Consider the following 3,287-nt stretch of genomic DNA (forward strand, 5'->3'; position numbering starts at 1 on the left):
CCTCTATACTGTTTTTTGCAACTCTAGTATATCAGATGAACATGTCTTTTGTGTTGCACTTCATTTTACAACAGGGCTAATTATTTATTTCGTAACCTTCATTGATCCCAAAATTTTTTCTTTTGCTATAGTCGTTCCATCTTCTGTCTTAATGTGTAGACGAATACTTACATCTTGGGCAGAGTAGCCGTTTTCAACAAGCCAAACAGGAAAAGTTTCATTCTTGACCTGCAACACTTTATCAGCAAATTCTTGAATATTATCTTTTGAATTATATTTAAAGTCTTGTGGAACAGTCAAATATAGTATAAGCCCTCTCCCTGTAGCACTATAAACTTGCCCCGTCTCTTTAACCATCTCATTCAGTTTATTCTGAAATTGACTAGCGTATTTTTGAAACCCTTCATCATTAAATTTTTTTGACGCTAAAGTTGATGAACTTACTTCTGAAGTCGAGGAGGACGCTTGAGTTGTTGTCGATAAACTCGAAGATGAACTACTTGAACTAACAACAGATCTGACCGAAGTTTGTTGAGTTTTTTCCTCTCTAAAGAATAAACCAAATATAGCAAAACTAATTAAAGAGACCAAAACTGAAATGTTTCGATATTTTATATTAGGTTGTTTTTTTATAAAATACCACACACCAACTAAACCACAAAATGTAATAAATGAAATAATAAATCTCATAATAACCTCCTATTCATTTTTCAATCTTATCTTTTACTTTTTTTATACTTAATAAATATCTATAACTACTCCAACTTTTCGAAAATACAATTCTACTATATAGAACTATATAGACGTGAGTTACTAATCAAGCTCAATTAAAATGAATCTTATTATTACCCTCTGCAAATGATTCAAGAGTGAACAAATAAGAAATGTAGGTAAACTCTAGAAAATATAATTTAAGAAACTAGAACTCTATATGGAATTCATTAAAGAATTTATGATTACTATTATTTGAAATTTCTTCAAATGTCATGATCTTCTACTTTGCTTCATACTCCCTTTCATTATAACAAAAATCAAGCTTTCTCGTTGCTTTTCAACAGCAAAAAGGAGGAGCTTCCTCCCCCTTTTCACTCTATTCGGCATGTTCTGTCTTGTTCTTTTTCAAAGCGCGTATCGTGAACCAATAGTAAATCATCAATCCTATAACGATGATCACCGTCGGCAAAATGATAGTCATGCTGGAATTCTGAATCCCTTGGGCCAAAGTCCAGCGATGCAAGAATCCCACTACTAAGAAGGACAGAATCGGAAAGATGAAGGCACGAGCAAACTCTTCTTTCCACTGCCAGAGGATAAGTCCTGCACTAGCCCCTGTCATCAGGAAGGCATCCCATGGACTAGGTACCGTCAACCAACCTAGAGTTGGCAAGAAACGGACCCCTATCATTTCACTGATGAAATAGATCCCAAGGACGAGAACAACTGCCACATAAATTGCTTTTTTTGACTTTTCTTCTGCAAAAATGAGGTGACGAAGGAGATAAAATAGTATCCCAACGGCTAAAAGTCCTAAAATACTATCCGTTAGATAGACCAGGGGCTTGAGAACCAGGACTGCTTGCGAGGCAAAATCACTTAAGAGGCGATAAAAAATCACAATTCCCGAGACAATCGCCCCATACTTCAGAACAGACCGCGTGGATTCTTTAAGCATATTTTCTATGATTTGGTCTGCCATTCCCTTGGGATCCTGTCCAAAATAGTCCTTGGCTGTCAATCCATCACCGCTTGCTTGTGAAAAATCTAGCGCTAAATTATAGACCTGCTCTCTTAAAGCTTTCTCCTCATATAAGAAGCCGGCAAAATTGAAATAATCCCAGAGATCTTGGAAATAAGCTTGGTCCTCCTGGCTAAAGGTTTGAACCAAAGCCTGCGTTTCTTCATAATAAATAGCTGATGTCATGATGTTTCCCCCTTTCTTTGGAGACGAAATACAATGAAGGACAAGACTAGTCCTATCAGAGGGAGTAGCCAGCGTAATAAATTAGCAGTTCCTGGATTCACAAAGCGAACACAGCATCCAGTTACAAAGAAAGTCACTCCCATGACCAGTAGGCTAACAGCAAGCCGTCCTTGATTTCTATAGGTCATAATCGTAAATCCAAGAAGAATCAGAAATGCAAGAACAATCGCCCAACCATCTGGCAAAAGGATACTTCGATTCAGACTCAAATGGTCAGAAAACACGCGCTCTATCCTAGGAGACAGGATCAAACTAATCACACTGATAACAAGAGCCCAAGGCCACTTGATTTCCCCATAGCTCTGCTTGCACCAAAGCCACATCATAAATTGACTGTACACAAAGAAAGTAAGTAGATCTAGCAGGTATGTTAAGGGGGCAACCACCAGTGGCAACATCCAGGCAAAATCCATTACAAATCGCATGCCAACGAAAATCGTTCCAAGAATCAAGAATAACCCCACATAAGAACCTAGCCTGCGTCTAGGTAACTCCGAGAGAACTTGGTCCATCATGGCCCTTGGATCCTTTCCAAAATAATCCACTGCCCGATTACCCTCTTTCTCAGCAACTTTTAAATCGCAAACCATATTGTAGAGCTGTTCACCCAGTAGCTCATCATCATAAAAATAGGACTTCACTCCAATATAAGCTACCATTTTTTTCATATAGGATTGATTGTCCTTATTTAGGTGCATCAATTCGGCTGACATTTTTTCTGTATAATCTTCGATCATGCTTCCCCCTCCTTTTTCACGCGTTCTACTTTAATGACCAGATCCTGCCACTGGTTCCAAAATTCCTCTAGGCGCTCTCTTCCTTCCATGGTTAGAGAGAAATATTTGCGATCAGGTCCATCCGGAGAGGGCCTCATTTCTCCTACTATAACTCCCTGCTTCTCTAGCTTCTGAAGCAAGGGATAAACGGTCCCCGCAACGATCTTATCGAAGCCGGTTTCCTTGAGACTTTGGATCAATTCATAGCCATAAATAGATTTTTTTGAAATAATTTCTAAAACACAACCTTCCAAGACACCCTTGAGCAATTGCGACTCTTTCATCCTGCTCCCCCTTTCTATACCGCCTCTTTTTGGCTAGTTTGTTTTACATACTAGTACTTTCATTATTAGTATACTCCTCCTTAGCTAGTTTGTAAAGCATAATAGTTAAAAATACTGCATGAAACTCGATAAAAACGAACATTATGACTAAATATACAATTATTTTTAAATAAGATAAATTGCAAGAATAAGTGCAACATTTACTTGAACTCATCCTCTAGAGCTTCACAAGCAGTTCTGTAAGCT

General features: G+C 38.1%; 4 protein-coding genes. All 4 read right to left on the bottom strand.

The features are described 5' to 3' along the window. Positions 1-84: 84 nt before the first annotated feature. Entirely contained in the window at positions 85-690 is a 606-nt protein-coding gene (locus K1J10_RS10270; RefSeq protein WP_061563703.1) for a DUF3290 family protein, read from the bottom strand. A gap of 400 nt (positions 691-1,090) precedes the next feature. After that, positions 1,091-1,921, bottom strand: a complete 831-nt coding sequence (locus K1J10_RS10275; RefSeq protein ID WP_223357281.1) for a hypothetical protein — start codon at positions 1,919-1,921, stop codon at positions 1,091-1,093. Continuing rightward, positions 1,918-2,718 (bottom strand): hypothetical protein, encoded by an 801-nt coding sequence (locus K1J10_RS10280; RefSeq protein ID WP_223357283.1) that lies wholly within the window; start codon positions 2,716-2,718, stop codon positions 1,918-1,920. The genes K1J10_RS10275 and K1J10_RS10280 overlap by 4 nt, the downstream gene beginning before the upstream one ends. Beyond that, on the bottom strand, positions 2,715-3,041 hold the full coding sequence (locus K1J10_RS10285) for a PadR family transcriptional regulator (protein ID WP_048789734.1): 327 nt from the start codon (positions 3,039-3,041) through the stop codon (positions 2,715-2,717). The genes K1J10_RS10280 and K1J10_RS10285 overlap by 4 nt, the downstream gene beginning before the upstream one ends. Between the last annotated feature and the right edge of the window lie 246 nt (positions 3,042-3,287).

It is taken from the genome of Streptococcus australis (assembly GCF_019930045.1).
In the GTDB taxonomy this organism is placed as follows: domain Bacteria; phylum Bacillota; class Bacilli; order Lactobacillales; family Streptococcaceae; genus Streptococcus; species Streptococcus australis_D.